Raw genomic sequence first — 15,706 nt, 5'->3', positions numbered from 1 at the left:
CGCGCACCGCGATCACCTCCGGTGGCGGCTAACCGTGCCAGGAGCGCCACAGGGCCGCGTACGCCCCGTCCGCCGCGACCAGTTCGTCATGGCTGCCCAGCTCCCGGATCCGGCCCTCCTCGACGACGGCGATGACGTCCGCGTCGTGCGCGGTGTGCAGCCGGTGCGCGATGGCCACGACGGTGCGGCCGTCGAGGACACGGCCGAGCGAGCGCTCCAGGTTCCGTGCCGCGCGCGGGTCGAGCAGCGACGTCGCCTCGTCCAGGACCAGCGTGTGCGGGTCGGCGAGGACCAGACGGGCCAGCGCGATCTGCTGGGCCTGCGCCGGGGTGAGTGCTGCCCCGCCCGAGCCGACCTCCGTGTCGAGACCGTCGACGAGGCCGCGCGCCCACCCGTCGGCGTCGACCGCGCCCAGGGCCGCCCACAGCTCGGCGTCCTCGGCGCCGGTCCTGGCCAGCCGCAGGTTGTCGCGGAGGGAGCCCACGAAGACGTGGTGCTCCTGGTTGACCAGGGCGACGTGGGACCGCACCCGCTCGGCCTGCATCCGCGACAGCTCCGCGCCGCCGAGCGTGACCTGTCCGCGCCGGGGTGCGTAGATCCCGGCGAGCAGCCGGCCGAGCGTCGACTTGCCCGCGCCGGACGGACCGACCAGGGCGAGCCGGGTGCCCGGAGCGACGTCGAGGGTGACCTCACGCAGGACGTCGACGCCCTCCCGGTAGCCGAAGTGCACCTGGTCCGCCTGTACGTCGCGGCCGTCGGGCCGGACGGAGGCGTCGCCCGCGTCCGGCTCGATGTCCCGCACGCCGACGAGGCGGGCCAGGGACACCTGGGCGACCTGGAGCTCGTCGTACCAGCGCAGGATCAGGCCGAGCGGGTCCACGAGCATCTGCGCGATGAGCGCGCCCGTCGTCAGCTGGCCCACGCCGATCCAGCCCTGGAGGACGAAGACGCCGCCGATCAGCAGGACGGACAGCAGGACCAGGACGTGCACGGCGTTGATCACCGGGAAGAAGACGGAGCGCAGATAGAGGGTGTACCGCTCCCAGGCCGTCCACTCCTTGACGCGGCGCTCGGACAGCTCCACACGGCGGGCACCGAGCCGGTGCGCCTCGATGGTGCGCCCGGCGTCCACGGTCTCGGCGAGTGCCGCCGCGACGGCCGCGTATCCGGCGGCCTCGGAACGGTAGGCCGAGGGGGCCCGCTTGAAGTACCAGCGGCACCCGAGCACCAGGACGGGGACGGCGACGAGGATCGCGGGCGCCAGCGGCGGCGCCGTCACCGCGAGTCCGCCGATGAGCAGCCCCGCCCAGACGACGCCGATCGACAGCTGCGGCACGGCTTCCCGCATCGCGTTCGCGAGCCGGTCGATGTCCGTGGTGATCCGGGACAGCAGGTCACCCGTACCGGCCCGCTCCAGGACGCCCGGCGGCAGTCCGACCGACCGCACCAGGAAGTCCTCGCGCAGGTCCGCCAGCATCCGCTCGCCGAGCATCGCCCCGCGCAGCCGCACCTGCCGCACGAACACCGCCTGAACGACGAGAGCCAGGGCGAACAGGGCGATGGTGCGTTCCAGAGGGAGGTCGCGCAGGGCGGCACCGGCCCCCTCGGAGCCGTCCGCCACGTCCTGGATCACGCCGCCCAGCAGATAGGGGCCCGCCATAGAGGCGATGACGGCGAGCGTGTTCGCCCCGATCAGCAGCAGGAAGGCGCGGCGGTGGCGCTGGTACAGCTCGCGGACGTACGCGCGGACCGTGGCCGGGGCGCCGACCGGCAGCGTGTTCGCCGTGGTGGGGGCCGCCGGGTCGTAGGCCGGTGGCGCTACGCCGATCATGCCGTCTCCTCGATGTCGATCTCGATGGCGGACGCGGGGCCGGAAGCGGCGCCCGATCCGGCGCCGGTCCAGGTGCGGGCCCCGGTGCTCGCACGAGTGTGGGCGTGGGCGGCGGCCGTCTCCTCGTCCGTCTCTCGCGTGACCACCGCGCGGTACCGGGGCTCGGTGTGGACCAGTTCACGGTGTTCGCCGACCGCCGCCACCTCGCCCTCGTGCACGAAGACGACGCGGTCGGCGCGGTCGAGCAGCAGCGGCGACGAACTGAGCACCACCGTGGTGCGGCCGCGGCGCAAAGTGCGCAGGCCCTGGGCGATACGGGCCTCCGTGTGCGAGTCGACGGCGGACGTCGGCTCGTCGAGCACCAGCGCCTCGGGGTCGGTGACGAGGGAGCGCGCGAGGGCCAGGCGCTGGCGCTGGCCGCCGGACAGGGACCGGCCGCGTTCGGTGATGCGGGCGTTCATCGGGTCGTCGTCCAAGGACGCCTGGGCGAGGGCGGCGAGGACGTCGGAGCACTGCGCCGCGTCCAGCGCCTCCTCGGGACGGACGGTTCCGGAGGACGGCACGTCGAAGAGTTCGGCCAGGGTGCCGGAGAGCAGCACCGGGTCCTTGTCCTGGACCAGGACCGCGGTCCGCGCCACGTTCAACGGCAGCTCGTCGAGAGGTACCCCGCCCATCAGTACGGACGGCGTGCCGGTGTCACCTCCACCTTCCTTCCCGGAGCCGGAGCCGGGGCCGGAGTCGGCGTCGGAAGCACGTCCATCGGGATCGGGAGGGGGAGCGTGCCCGGACGTGTCGCCGGACGTCGCGTGCCCGCCCAGCCGGTCCGCGAGACGGCCCGCCATGTCCGGGTCGCCGCACACCACCGCGGTGAGCAGCCCGGCCGGGGCCAGCAGACCGGTCGCGGGGTCGTACAGATCCCCGGTCGGAGCGGCCGCGTCACGCAGCCCGCCCGACGGCTCGATGACGCGCTCCAGGGACAGCACCCTGGCGGCGCGCTGGGCGGAGGGCCGGGAGAAGGAGTACGCCATGGCGATCTCCTCGAAGTGGCGCAGCGGGTAGTTGAGGATCATCACCGCGCTGTACACGGTGACGAGTTCGCCGACGCTGATCCGGCCCTCGCGCGCGAGATGGACGCCGTACCAGACGATCACGATGAGCAGCAGACCCGGGAGGAGCACCTGGACCGACGAGATCAGCGACCACATGCGGGCGCTGCGCACGGCGGCCTCGCGGACCTCCTGCGAGGCGCGGCGGTAGCGGTCGAGGAAGAGTTCCTCGCCGCCGATGCCGCGCAGCACACGGAGTCCGGCGACGGTGTCGGAGGCGAGTTCGGTGGCCTTTCCGGCCTTGTCGCGCTGGTGGTCCGCGCGACGGGTGGCGCGCGGCAGCAGCGGCAGGACGGCGAGGGCGAGCACCGGCATGCCGAGCGCGACGACGACACCGAGAGCGGGCTGGTAGATCAGGAGGCCGACGCAGACGAGGACGATGGTGACGGCGGCGGCGGCGAAGCGGGAGAGCGCCTCGACGAACCATCCGATCTTCTCCACGTCGCCGGTGGACACGGCCACCACTTCGCCCGCGGCGACCCGCCTGGTCAGGGCGGAGCCGAGCGCCGCGGTGCGGCGGGCGAGGAGCTGCTGCACGCGGGCGGCGGCGGTGATCCAGTTCGTCACGGCCGTGCGGTGCAGCATCGTGTCGCCGAGCGCGATGGCGATGCCGAGGAGCACGATCAGGCCGCCGGCCAGGGCGAGGCGGGCGCCGGAACCGTCGACGACGGCCTGCACGGCGTAGCCGACGCCGTACGGCAGACCGGCGACGGACGTGAAGTGGAGCAGACCCCAGGCGAGGGACTTGAGCTGGCCGCCGAGTTGGTTGCGGCCGAGCCAGAGCAGGAACCGGGGGCCGGAGCGTGCGTCGGGCACGCCCGGATCGGGATACGGAAGGTCGGAGATCTGCATGACGTCCCAGAGCTCGAAAGGGAGAACCGCGAGGACAGATTTCGCGGGCATCGCGGTTGGAACAAACCGTGAAAGGTTCGCGCTCCGCCGTGACCGGAAGCAAACGGTTTTCCGGCGCGCGGCAAAAATTCGGCCCGGATCGTCAGGGGGCTCAGGCCCGCCCCGGAGGTTCGCGACGTGTGGTGCGACCATGGAACGCATGCGTAATGCGGGAGCGGTTCGAGCGGGCGTCGCGATGGCGGCGTGCGGAGTCCTACTGACCACGCTGGGGGCGTGCGGGTCCGACGACGGCGGCCGACAGGACACGTCGAGCGGGCACCGCGCCGCGGACGACGCGCACGGCGACGTGGCCAAGGCCGTCGACCTCAAGCGCATCCCCGATGTCGGCGACCGCTACCAGCAGCGGATACCGGCGAACTCGCGTCAGGTCGTGGCGGTCTACGGGGACGGCAAGGACTCCGCGGACGCCACCATCGCCCTGTTCACCAAGTCCGGCGACACCTGGAAGAAGGAGCGCAGCTGGTCCGGGCACAACGGCAAGAAGGGCTGGACGACGAACCACCGCGAGGGCGACAAGCGCAGCCCCGTGGGCGTGTTCACGCTCAGCGACGCCGGTGGCGTGCTCGCCGACCCCGGCGCGAAGCTGCCCTACACGCAGACCGCGTCGATCCAGGCGCCGCACTACTGGGCCAAGTCGCACTGGCACGACTTCGACTACGTCGTCGCCATCGACTACAACCGAGCGAAGGGCACCCCGCCGAACGATCCGACCCGCCCGCAGGGGCAGTCCAAGGGCGGCAGCATCTGGCTGCACATGGACCACGGCAGCGGGACGTCGGCCTGTGTGAGCCAGTCGAAGGCGGACATGGAGTACCTGCTCAAGACGCTCGACCCCGCGCAGCACCCGGTCGTCGTGATGGGGGACAAGGCCGAACTCAAGGCGTGACGGCGGCCTGATCCCGGCTCGGGACGAGGGTCAGTACGTGTGGCGCAATGACGGCCACAGCACCGACCACCGCCGTGCGGGACCGTCGCAGAGGACGATCGCCGCGCCTTGTTCCTCGTTGTCCAGGTCGTGGCCGTTGTCGACGCGGGCGACCGTGCGGCAGCCGGTGAAATGCCGGTCGATGCCGGAGGCGTCGGCCATCCGGACGAGCAGGACGGGCCCGTTCGCGGAGTCGGGCGGCGGACCCCAGTCGGCGTAGCTCATATGGCCGGAGTAGGGGAGGGGCAGCCCTCGCGCCGGGCCGTAGCGCGCAAGGGCGCCCGCTTCACCGTAGTTGCCGGTGAGAACGGTGGCGCGGGCTCTCTCCCGGGGCGGGATGCGGGCCCATCCCTGCCGCGCGGCGTCGGCCAGTTCGGGCCAGCCGAGCTGTTCGCCCTGCTCCTTGTTGAGCGCCATCGGCACGGAGAGCACGGAGGGCGGCAGTACGGGCAACGTGATGACGGCGTTGACCAGGGTAGAAACCACCACGGCGGCCACCAGCAGGGAACGCCGCACCGCCCTTGCCCCCGGTCTCGCCGCCCACCGCAACGTCGGCTCGCAGCCCGCCGCGAGCAGCACCATGAGCAGCGGCACCGTGTAGTACCCCTTGCCGCCGAGCGCCAGCACCACCGCGCACAGCAGCGGATACGCGAGGGCGAACGCCCGCGCCCACCGCACGCCGGGTGCACGCCACAACCGGAGCCACCCGGCGACCCACACGGGCACGAACAGCGGGGAGAGGTAGATCAGTTGCTGGGGGACGAGCAGGGCGCGGTTCTCGGCCCCGTCGTCCTCGCTGATGCCGCGGGCCACCGTGAACTGGGGCCAGTCGTGCGCCGCCTGCCACCACAGGGTCGGCGCGGCCAGGGCCAGCGCCGCGCCGCAACCGGCGAGGAACCAGCCACCGCGCAGCACCCGGCGCGGCCCCACGCACACGATCGACACGAGCAGCACCGCGACGAGCAGCACCACCAGGAACTTGTTCTGCACGCCGACCCCGGTGACCGCGCCGGCCGCGAGCCACCACCGCCCGTCCCCGGTCCGCAGCACCCGCAGGACGAACCAGCTCACCGCCGCCCACCCGAGCAGGTCGAACGTCGCCGTGGACACCATGTGCCCGACCGCCAGCGCCTGCGCCCCGAGCGCCGCGAGCACGGCCGCGAGGAGTTGGGCGCCGCGTCCGCCGCCCAACTCCCGTGCCAGCAGGGCGACGACGAGAACCGTCACTGCCGCGGCCAGCGTCGCCACCACCCGCAGGCCGGCCAGACTGTCCCCGAAGACCTCGGTGGAGGCGCGGGCGAGCAGGGGAGTGAGCGGCGGCTGGTCGACGTAGCCCCAGTCGAGGTGGTGGCCCGCGGCGCGGAAGTACAGCTCGTCGCGGTGGTAGCCGTAGCGCGCCGAGAGCAGGGTCAAGGCGCCCGCGTACGCGGCGACGACGCACAGCAGCGGCCGCCAGGGAAACGGTGCGAGCTCCGCCGCGCCCGGTTGCGGCCGCGCGTCGTCCTCGCCCATGTCCCCCGCCTCCCGCCGCCTCCCCTTGGCGCACCGGTGTGTCGGTGCGCCGGGAGCGTACTGGCGGCGCGGGCGACGGTCGAGGCCCCGCGTCAGCCGGGGAGAGCCGCGCCGCTCACTCCTCGGTGGGCTTCTCCGAGTCCACCCCGGCGCGCTTCTTGCGCCACTCGCCGCGCGTGAAGTCGGGGATCTCCTGCGGCGCGCCCTTCGCCTTGATGGACAGGTGGCTCAGCGGGACCGGCGAGGTCCAGGTCGCGGCGTCGTACACGTCGAAGTCGGGGACGAGTCCGAGGCGCATCGTCTGCATGAGGCGGTACACCATGATGTAGTCCATGCCGCCGTGGCCGCCGGGCGGGTTGGCGTGCTCCTTCCACAGCCAGTGGTCGAAGTCGGCGTAGGCGCCGAAGTCGCCCCAGGTGTCGTTCGTGTGGTCGGGCTCGAGGTAGATGCGCTCCGGGTAGTCCTCGAACACGCCCTTCGTGCCGCCGAGCTGGTTGATGCGGGAGTAGGGGTGCGGGGTGCTGACGTCGTGCTCCAGGCGGATCACGCGCCCCTTGGCCGTCTGGACGAGGCTGATCGTGCGGTCCGACTCGATGTACGACTCCTTCCAGCTCGGGTCGGACTTCGGCATGTGCGCCGCGCGGTACTCGGCCAGGCCCAGGGACGGGGTGCCGAAACTGGAGATGTGGGTGACGCGGTCGCCGCGGTTGACGTCCATGTAGTTGGCGACCGGGCCGAAGCCGTGGTTCGGGTACAGGTCGCCGCGGAGCCGGGTGTGCCACAGGCGGCGCCACGGGCCCTCGTAGTAGTCGGGGTCGAACATCAGGCCGCGCAGATCATGGTTGTACGCGCCCGCGCCGTGCAGGAGCTGTCCGAACTTGCCCGCGTGCGCCATCCGCAGGACACGCATCTCGTTGCGGCCGTAGCAACAGTTCTCCAGCTGCATGCAGTGTCTGCGGGTGCGTTCGGAGAGGTTCACCAGCTCCCACAACTGGTCGAGCTGGAGTGCGATGGGGCACTCGACGCCGACGTGCTTGCCGTTCAGCATCGCCGCCTTCGCCATCTCGAAGTGCCAGTCCCACGGCGTCGCCGCGTACACGAAGTCGAGGTCACCGCGTTTGCAGAGGTTCTCGAAGTCGTGGTCGCCCTTGGTGTACGTGGCCGGGGCCGGCTGGCCCGCGGCTGTCACCTTCGCCGCCGCGCGGGCCGTCTTCTCCTTCACCGGGTCGCACAGGGCGACGACGCGGACGCCCGGCATGGCGAGGAACAGGTCGATCATGCTGCCGCCGCGGTTGCCGAGACCGATGATCCCGACGCGGACCGTGGAGCGCCGCTCGAACGGTACACCGACCATCGTGCGGCCCTGCCGGGCCGGGGCGGCGGCTTCGGAGGCGGCGGCGGGCGCGGAGTCCGCCTCGGTGGCGGCGTTGGCCGCGCCCGTGCCGCCGAACGCGGCGAGGCCGAGACCGGCGCCCGCGACGCCCGCGGTGCGCAGGACGTCGCGTCGGGAGCGGCCGTCGGGTCCGGAGCCGTAGCCGGACGTGGCTTGCTCGTCGGGCTCGGGCGTCTCGTACGAGGGCAGGTTGTCGTCGTGCATCGGACCTCCAAGGCTGGCGGGTGCGGTGCCGGGCAAACGCCTGCCACCTTGGAGGGGCCGAGTGAGGGACGCAAGGGACGGAAGGGGCCGGGGAGTTGGACTTCTGTCGCGCACGCCCAGCGCGCCGCACGCCCAGCGCGCCGTGCGGTGGAGGAGTCAGGCGGGCCGCGTCGCCCGCTCCAGCTCCACGAGCACGGAGTGATACGTATGACCCGTCGCGTGGTCCATGCCCACCTCGCACATCCGGTTCGCCGAGAGGTACGCGTCGTACGCGCGCGAGGTGACCTCCGCGGCCTCTCTGCGGGTCGCGGTCTCGGTCAGTTCCTTGTGGAGCATGCCGCGGTCGCCGGCGAAGGCGCAGCAGCCCACATTGTCCGGGATGGTGACCTCGTCGGCGCAGGCCTCGGCGACCGCCCGCAACTGGGCCACGTCACCGAGGTGTTCCATGGAGCAGGTGGGGTGCAGCACGGCCGAACCGATCGTGCGCTCGACGGTGAGGTGCGGCAGCAGCTCCTCGGCGGCCCAGACGAGGGAGTCGACGATGGTCAACTCCGCGTGCAGTGCCCGGTTGTCGTCGGTGAGGTACGGCACCACCTCGTGCGCGATGCCGAGCGTGCAGGACGAGGCGTCGACGACGAGCGGGAGGCGGCCGCCCGCGGTCCAGCCCCAGGCCGCCTCGACGATCCGGTTCGCCATGATCGTGTTGCCCTCGTCGTACCCCTTGGAGTGCCAGATCGTGGCGCAGCAGGTGCCCGCGACGTCGCCGGGGATCCACACCGGCCGCCCCGCGCGTGCGGAGACCGCGACGACGGCCTGGGGGAGCGACACGTCGCCCGGAGTGCCGAAGATGCGGTTCACGCACGCCGGGTAGTAGACGGCCGAGGCGCCCACGCGCGCGGTGCGGGGCATCTTGCGGGAGGCCGCGGCCGGGATCTCCGGCAGCCACTCGGGCACCAGGTCGGGCCGGACCGCCTTGCGGGCCTTGTCGGTCACGGCGGTGAGCAGCCGGTCGCCGATCTTGTCGGCGGCGGCCACGGCGAGCCGCGCGGACGCCTCGACGGCCCTGAAGTTCTTCGCTGTGAGCGCGGCGACCTTCTCCTCGCGGGGCGAGTGCCGGGCGTGTCGGAAACCCTTCATGAAGGCCCCGGTGTCGATGCCGACTGGGCAGGCCAGCTTGCAGGTGGAGTCCCCGGCGCAGGTGTCCACCGCGTCGTAGCCGTACGCGTCGATCAGCGCGTCCTCGACCGGGGAACCGGCGGGCTGGCGCATCATCTCGCGGCGCAGCACGATGCGCTGGCGCGGCGTGGTGGTCAGGTCCTCGCTGGGGCAGGTGTCCTCGCAGAAGCCGCATTCGATGCACGGGTCGGCGATCAGCTCCACCTTGGGGATGGTCTTCAGGCCGCGCAGGTGCGCCTTCGGGTCGCGGTCGAGGACGATGCGGGGCGCGAGCACGCCGTCGGGGTCGATGATCTGCTTCGTGCGCCACATCAGCTCCGTGGCGCGCGGCCCCCATTCGAGCTCCAGGAAGGGCGCGATGTTGCGGCCGGTGGCGTGCTCGGCCTTGAGGGAGCCGTCGAACCGCTCCACCGTCAGACGGCAGAAGTCGTCCATGAAGGCCGCGTACCGGTCGACGTCGGCCGGCAGCGCGGCGTCGAAGGCCAGCAGGAAGTGCAGGTTGCCATGGGCGGCATGGCCGGCCACGGCGGCGTCGAAGCCGTGCTGTGTCTGCAGTTCGAGCAGCGCCTCGCACGCCTCCGCCAGACGCGACGGCGGAACGGCGAAGTCCTCGGTGATCAGCGTGGTGCCCGACGGGCGGGCGCCGCCGACCGCCGTCACGAACGCCTTGCGCGCCTTCCAGTACCCGTTGATCGTTCCCGCCTCGCGCGTGAACGCGTTGGTCACCGAGGCGACAGGGGTGACGAGTTCGAGCCCTTCGAGCACCTTGGCCGCCGCGTCCTCGTAGGCGGCCTGCCGCTCCTCGTCGGGCGCGCGGAACTCGACAAGGAGCGCCGTCGTCTCCTTGGGCAGCTCGGCCCAGTCCTGCGGCACGCCCTGCACGCTGACCGACGCCCGCAGCGTATTGCCGTCCATCAGCTCGACGGCCAGCGCCCCGGCCTCGTTGAACAGCGGTACCGCCGCCGCGGCCGCGGGCAGCGACGGGAAGAAGAGCAGCGCCGTCGAGACGCGCCGGTCCAGGGGCAGGGTCTCGAAGACGATGTCGGAGATGAACCCGAAGGTGCCCTCCGAGCCGACCATCAGGCCGCGCATGATCTCGACCGGCGTCGAGCCGTCGAGGAAGGCGTCCAGCCGGTAGCCGTTCGTGTTCTTGATCTCGTACTTGGCGCGGATCCGGCGCGTCAGCTCCGCGTCCGCCTCGATCTCCCGCTTGATCGCCATCAGGCCCTCGCACAGCGCCGGTTCGGCGTGCGCGAGCTCCTCGTCGGCCGCCGGGTCGGCGGTGTCCACGACTGTTCCGGACGGCAGGACGAAGGTGAGCGAGGCGACCGTGCGGTACGAGTTGCGGGTGGTGCCCGCCGTCATACCCGACGCGTTGTTCGCGACCACGCCGCCGACCGTGCAGGCGACGGCGCTCGCCGGGTCGGGGCCGAGCACGCGCCCGTACCGGGCCAGCGTCATGTTGGCCCGTACGACGGTGGTGCCGGGGCCGATGCGCGCCCGCGAACCGTCGCCGACGACCTCGACGCCGGACCAGAACTTACGGACGTCCACCAGGATGTCCTCGCCCTGCGCCTGCCCGTTCAGCGACGTGCCCGCCGCGCGGAAGACGACCTCGCGGCCCTTGCCGTGGGCGTACGACAGCACGGCCGACACGTCGTCGATGTCCTCGGCGACCACCACGACCTTCGGCACGAAGCGATAGGGGCTCGCGTCGGAGGCGTACCGCACGAGGTCGGAGATCTTGGTGAGGACCTTGTCCGCGCCGAGCAGCCGCTCCAGGTCCGAGCGCAGTGGCTCGGGCGTGCCGTCCGCCTGCGCGTCCGTGACCCGGTCGTGCGCCGGGACCAACGGGCGGGATCCGGGTCGCAGGGCTTCCGGCTTCGGCTCCAGCAGCGGCATGCCTCTCGCCTCTCCTCGTTCGGTGCGGTGCTCTTACGCGGGTCGATCAGCTCTCATGTTCGCGCGGGCGCTCCGGTCTCAGGTCGCGGGGGGCCTCGAACAGCGCGTTCAGCAATGTGGTGAGCTGGGCGCGCTGCGGTGCGTCCAACGGGGCCAGGATCTCCTCCGCGGCCGCGCGGCGCGCGCTGCGCAGCTCCCGCAGGGCGGCCCGGCCCCGCTCGGTCAGCTCGATCCGGATGACGCGGCGGTTGGTGGGGTCGGGCACGCGGCGCACCAGCTCACCGGCTTCGAGCCCGTCCACGACACTGGTGACGGCGCGGGGCACGACCTCCAGGCGCTGGGCGAGATCGGCCATGCGCGGGGGCGTCTCGTAGTGCACCAGCGTGCGCAGCAGCCGGGACTGGGCGGGCGTGATCCCGACGGGTTCCAGCTGGCGTTTCTGTATGCGCTGCAGGCGGCGCGTGAGCCTCAGCAACTGCTCGGCGAGGAAGCCGTCGGCGTCCGGGGTACTCATGCCGGGAACATTAGCAGGACTTTGTGCATTGTGAGTATAGGTAACAATGAGCTATGCTCCTCAACGTCGAGATCGGCACGCTGTCCGCCGGTCTCTCCCTTTACCTAGGAGGCCCATGCCCCGCGACGCAATCGACTGGACGCCGCCCCCCGATGCCCGGACATCGGGCCGGCCGCGGCAGATCCGCCGCATCCTCTCCCTCTTCCGCCCCTACCGCGCCCGCCTCGCCCTCGTCGGCCTGCTCGTGGGCGCCGCCTCACTGGTCACGGTCGCGACGCCGTTCCTGCTGAAGGAGATCCTCGACGTCGCCATCCCGCAGGGCCGGACCGGGCTGCTCAGCCTGCTCGCCCTCGGCATGATCCTCAGCGCCGTCGTCACCAGCGTCTTCGGTGTCCTGCAGACACTGATCTCGACGACGGTCGGCCAGCGCGTCATGCACGACCTGCGCACGGCCGTCTACGGACGGCTGCAGAGCATGTCGCTCGCCTTCTTCACCCGGACCCGCACCGGCGAGGTCCAGTCCCGCATCGCCAACGACATCGGCGGCATGCAGGCGACGGTGACCTCCACGGCGACGTCCCTGGTGTCGAACCTGACGAGCGTCGTCGCCACGATCGTCGCCATGGTCGCCCTGGACTGGCGGCTCACCGTCGTCTCCCTGCTTCTGCTGCCCGTCTTCGTGTGGATAGCCCGCCGCGTCGGCCGCGAGCGCAAGAAGATCGCCACCCAGCGCCAGAAGCAGATGGCCGCCATGGCCGCCACGGTCACCGAGTCGCTCTCCGTCAGCGGCATCCTCCTTGGCCGCACCATGGGCCGCGCCGACTCCCTGACCAAGTCCTTCTCCGACGAGTCGGACCGCCTCGTCGACCTGGAGGTGCGCTCGAACATGGCGGGCCGCTGGCGCATGGCCGTCATCAGCATCGTCATGGCCGCCATGCCCGCGTTCATCTACTGGGCGGCCGGCCTCGCCTTCCAGCTCGGCGGCCCGAGCGTCTCCATCGGCACGCTCGTCGCGTTCGTCTCGCTCCAGCAAGGGCTGTTCCGGCCGACGGTGAGCCTGCTGCAGACCGGAGTCCAGATCCAGACCTCGCTCGCGCTGTTCCAGCGCATCTTCGAATACCTCGACCTGCGCGTCGACATCACCGAGCGCGAGGACGCCGTGCATCTCGACAGCGTCAAGGGCGAGGTCCGTTTCGAGGATGTGGAGTTCCGTTACGACGGGATCGACGCAGATGCGGAGGTGTCCGCCGATGCCGATGCCGATGCCGATGCCGTTGTCGATGTCGGCGCCGATGCCGACGGTCAGCGGGATCAGCAGAAGCGGCAGGAGCGGCAGAAGCTGATTCTCGACGGCATAGACATCACCGTCCCGGCCGGTGGCAGTCTCGCCGTGGTCGGCCCGACCGGCTCCGGAAAGTCCACGCTCAGCTACCTCGTGCCGCGCCTCTACGACGTCACGGGCGGCCGCGTCACGATCGACGGGTTCGACGTGCGCGACCTGGACTTCGACACCCTCGCGCGCGCGGTCGGCGTCGTCTCGCAGGAGACGTACCTCTTCCACGCCTCGGTCGCCGACAACCTCCGGTTCGCCAAGCCGGACGCCACCGACGAGGAGCTTCACGCGGCGGCCGCCGCGGCCCAGATCCACGACCACATAGCCGCTCTGCCCGACGGGTACGACACAGTGGTCGGCGAGCGGGGCCACCGCTTCTCCGGCGGCGAGAAGCAGCGCTTGGCCATCGCCCGCACCATCCTGCGCGACCCGCCGATCCTCATCCTCGACGAGGCGACGAGCGCGCTCGACACCCGTACCGAGCACGCGGTGCAGGAAGCGATCGACGCCCTCTCGGCCGACCGCACCACGCTCACCATCGCGCACCGCCTCTCCACGATCCGCGGCGCCGACCAGATCGTGGTCCTGGACGGCGGCCGCATAGCCGAGCGCGGCACGCACGAGGAGCTGCTCGGCAAGGAAGGCCGGTACGCGGCGCTGGTTCAGCGTGACGCGCGTCTCGAGACGGCGGCCTGAGCCCCGGACGGGCGGCTCGTCGGCGGTCTGCAGGTGACCTCGGGGAGGCACGGAGCTGCGCATATGTCCGTAACGCCCTGATGTGCGGGTTATCGTACTTCCATGCCGAACCAGACTCCGCGACGGGGCCCGCTGCGACTCACGCGCAAGGGGCGTATCGCCCTGATCGTGACCGGAGCTGTCGTGGTGGCCGCCGCGGTCGTGGTGCCGCTGACCATGACCGGTGACGAGGAGAAGCCCAGCGCCCTGACCGTTCCGGAGGGCTGGCGGTCGAGTCAGGTCTACGCCGCCGTCGACAAGGCGCTCGATCTGCCCGCCGGAGCCACCAGGAAGGCCGTGCCGAAGGCGAAGCTCCGGCTTCCGGAGGAGGCGGGCGGCAACCCCGAGGGGTACCTGTTCCCGGCGACGTACCCCATTGACGACAAGTCGACCCCGGAGTCGGTGCTCTCGTACATGGTCGACACGGCCACCAAGAGGTTCGACGGCAGTCAGGCCGCCGCGAGCGGTGACCGGACACCGGTGAACCTGTACCAGACGGTCACCGTCGCGAGCATCGTCGAGGCGGAGGCGGACAACGAGAAGGACATGGGCCGGGTGGCCCGTGTCATCTACAACCGGCTCGGCCACGGGATGCCGTTGCAGATGGACTCGACCATCAACTACGCGCTCAACCGTTCCACGCTGGACACCAGCCATCAGGACACCAAGGCGGACAGCCCGTACAACACGTACGCCCGCAAGGGGCTGCCGCCCTCGCCGATCGGCAACCCCGGGGACACGGCCTTGAAGGCGGCGACGCGGCCGACGCGTGGCGACTGGCTCTACTTCGTCACGGTCAAGCCGGGCGACACCCGCTTCACCTCGGACTACGCCGAGCAGCGGAGGAACGTGGCGGAGTTCAACAGGTACCAGGGGAAGACGGACTAGGGCAGGACTAGGGCGGCGGCTGCTCGGCGCGAGCGCCTTTTTCCGGCGCGGGGGCCTGCTCACGCGGAGCCCGCCCAATGCGGGGCCTCCTCGGCGATTAACCCCACGCAGCCCGCCCGTCTAGGCCGCAGCCCCCGGCATGTCCTCCCCCTCCGTCCGCAGCAGCCGCTGCACATCCCGCACCGCCGCGCGCCCCGCACGGTTCGCGCCGATCGTGCTTGCCGACGGCCCGTACCCGACCAGATGCACCCGCGGATCCAGAGCGGCCCGCGTGCCCTCCATCCGGATGCCGCCGCCGGCCTCGCGCAGCTTCAGCGGGGCGAGATGGTCGATGGCGGCGCGGAAACCGGTGGCCCAGAGGATGACATCGGCCTCGACCGTGTGGCCGTCGTCCCAGGCCACGCCAGTCGGAGTGATCCGGTCGAACATGGGGAGGCGGTCGAGGACACCGTTGGCGCGAGCCTCGCGGATCGCGTCGTTGAGCGGCAGGCCCGTCACCGAGACGACGCTCAGCGGCGTGAGCCCCTGCCGCACCCGCTCCTCGACCATCGCCACCGCCTCCCGTCCGCGCTCCTCGTCGAAGGGCCCCTCGCGGAAGACCGGCGGGCGGCGCGTCACCCAGGTCGTCGCGGCGGCGAACGGGGCGATCTCCATGAGGTGCTGTGTCCCGGACGCACCGCCGCCGACCACGACGACCCGCTGTCCTGCGAACGCCTCCGGCCCCGGGTACTGCGCGGTGTGCAGCTGCCGCCCGCGGAACGTCTCCTGCCCGGGGTAGCGCGGCCAGAACGGCTTGTCCCAGGTCCCGGTCGCGTTGATCAGCGCACGCGTCGACCAGACCCCGTCCGAGGTCTCGACGCGCAGTCGCCCGCCGTCTCCTTCGCGCACCCGCCGCACCTCGACGGGCCGCCGTACGCGCAGGTCGAACCGGTCCTCGTACGCCTCGAAGTACGCGGCGATGACCTCCGACGAGGGGCGCGCGGGGTCGGCGCCGGTCAGCTCCATGCCGGGCAGGGAGTGCATCCCGTGCACCTTGCCGTACGTGAGCGAGGGCCACCGGAACTGCCAGGCACCGCCGGGCCGGGGCGCGTGGTCGAGCACGACGAAGTCCCGCTCCGGCTCGAACCCGACGCGGCGGAGATGGTGGGCGGCGGAGAGACCAGCCTGACCGGCACCGATGACGACGACGTCGATGTCGAAGCCGTTGTCGATGCCGATGCCGATGCCGCTGTCAGTGTCGATATCGATGTCGACGTGAGCATCGACGGGCGCGGC

10 protein-coding genes are annotated in these 15,706 nt (G+C 71.7%); 3 read left to right on the top strand and 7 right to left on the bottom strand.

Annotated features, from left to right (window positions below):
* Window positions 1-28: 28 nt before the first annotated feature.
* On the bottom strand, window positions 29-1,831 hold the full coding sequence (locus N5I75_RS30615) for an ABC transporter ATP-binding protein (protein WP_476682779.1): 1,803 nt from the start codon (window positions 1,829-1,831) through the stop codon (window positions 29-31).
* Window positions 1,828-3,789, bottom strand: a complete 1,962-nt coding sequence (locus tag N5I75_RS30610) for an ABC transporter transmembrane domain-containing protein (protein WP_476683132.1) — start codon at window positions 3,787-3,789, stop codon at window positions 1,828-1,830. The genes N5I75_RS30615 and N5I75_RS30610 overlap by 4 nt, the downstream gene beginning before the upstream one ends.
* 199 nt (window positions 3,790-3,988) lie before the next feature.
* Between N5I75_RS30610 and N5I75_RS30605 the strand changes: the two genes are divergently transcribed.
* On the top strand, window positions 3,989-4,735 hold the full coding sequence (locus tag N5I75_RS30605; RefSeq protein WP_476682777.1) for a L,D-transpeptidase family protein: 747 nt from the start codon (window positions 3,989-3,991) through the stop codon (window positions 4,733-4,735).
* A gap of 30 nt (window positions 4,736-4,765) precedes the next feature.
* On the opposite strand, the gene N5I75_RS30600 is transcribed toward N5I75_RS30605, so the two are convergent.
* From N5I75_RS30600 to N5I75_RS30585, 4 genes are all read right to left on the bottom strand, one after another.
* The gene (locus N5I75_RS30600) at window positions 4,766-6,286 is read right to left on the bottom strand and encodes a glycosyltransferase family 39 protein (protein ID WP_476682775.1); all 1,521 of its coding nucleotides are present in this window, start codon (window positions 6,284-6,286) and stop codon (window positions 4,766-4,768) included.
* Window positions 6,287-6,401: 115 nt separating this feature from the next.
* Window positions 6,402-7,883, bottom strand: a complete 1,482-nt coding sequence (locus N5I75_RS30595) for a Gfo/Idh/MocA family oxidoreductase (protein WP_476682773.1) — start codon at window positions 7,881-7,883, stop codon at window positions 6,402-6,404.
* Between the two features lie 156 nt (window positions 7,884-8,039).
* Window positions 8,040-10,961: an FAD-binding and (Fe-S)-binding domain-containing protein gene (locus N5I75_RS30590; protein WP_476682771.1), complete on the bottom strand. Its 2,922-nt coding sequence runs from the start codon at window positions 10,959-10,961 to the stop codon at window positions 8,040-8,042.
* A 46-nt stretch (window positions 10,962-11,007) separates the two neighbouring features.
* On the bottom strand, window positions 11,008-11,475 hold the full coding sequence (locus N5I75_RS30585; RefSeq protein ID WP_476682770.1) for a MarR family winged helix-turn-helix transcriptional regulator: 468 nt from the start codon (window positions 11,473-11,475) through the stop codon (window positions 11,008-11,010).
* 115 nt (window positions 11,476-11,590) lie between these two features.
* Between N5I75_RS30585 and N5I75_RS30580 the strand changes: the two genes are divergently transcribed.
* Together N5I75_RS30580 and mltG are read left to right on the top strand one after the other, a co-directional pair.
* Window positions 11,591-13,504, top strand: coding sequence for an ABC transporter ATP-binding protein (locus N5I75_RS30580; protein ID WP_476682768.1), 1,914 nt, complete (start codon window positions 11,591-11,593; stop codon window positions 13,502-13,504).
* A 102-nt stretch (window positions 13,505-13,606) separates the two neighbouring features.
* Window positions 13,607-14,431 carry an endolytic transglycosylase MltG gene (gene mltG, locus N5I75_RS30575; RefSeq protein WP_476682766.1) on the top strand — a complete coding sequence of 275 codons (825 nt, stop codon included), beginning with the start codon at window positions 13,607-13,609 and terminating at the stop codon, window positions 14,429-14,431.
* Window positions 14,432-14,551: 120 nt separating this feature from the next.
* Here mltG and N5I75_RS30570 read toward each other — a convergent pair whose 3' ends face one another.
* Window positions 14,552-15,643 carry an NAD(P)-binding domain-containing protein gene (locus N5I75_RS30570; protein WP_476683128.1) on the bottom strand — a complete coding sequence of 364 codons (1,092 nt, stop codon included), beginning with the start codon at window positions 15,641-15,643 and terminating at the stop codon, window positions 14,552-14,554.
* Window positions 15,644-15,706 lie beyond the last annotated feature (63 nt).

Source organism: Streptomyces sp. R818 (genome assembly GCF_056172735.1).
This window is presented reverse-complemented; position numbering and strand designations above follow the sequence as displayed.